We start from the raw sequence: 358 nt of genomic DNA, 5'->3' as shown, positions 1-358 counted from the left end.
ACGTGTCAATCGCGGACAGTTCCTCTGAGGTGAAGTCCAGGTTGGTGACCGTTGCGAGGCTGGCCTTAAGCTGCTTCACGCTTGAGGCACCCACCAGTGCCGAGGTGATCGCTCCGCCTCCGGCCTGCGGGCGCAGCACCCAGGCGATGGCCATCTGTGCCAGGGTCTGGCCGCGGGACTCGGCCAGGTCGTTCAGTCCCCGAACCCGCCCGAGGTTGTCTTCGGACAGCTGGCCCTGGTCCAGGGATTTCCCGGCAGCGGCACGGGAGTCTTCGGGAACCCCGTTGAGGTACTTGTTGGTCAGCAGGCCCTGGGCCAACGGGGAGAAGGCGATGGAGCCGGCTCCCACCTCGTCCAG

1 protein-coding gene is annotated in these 358 nt (G+C 66.5%); it reads right to left on the bottom strand.

The annotated features are described in order from the left end of the window. On the bottom strand, positions 1-358 hold a 358-nt coding region (locus SB754_RS19475; RefSeq protein WP_410784049.1), incomplete at both ends, for an aldo/keto reductase.

Source organism: Leifsonia sp. SIMBA_070, from assembly GCF_046534635.1.
Taxonomy (GTDB): domain Bacteria; phylum Actinomycetota; class Actinomycetes; order Actinomycetales; family Microbacteriaceae; genus Leifsonia.
This window is presented reverse-complemented; position numbering and strand designations above follow the sequence as displayed.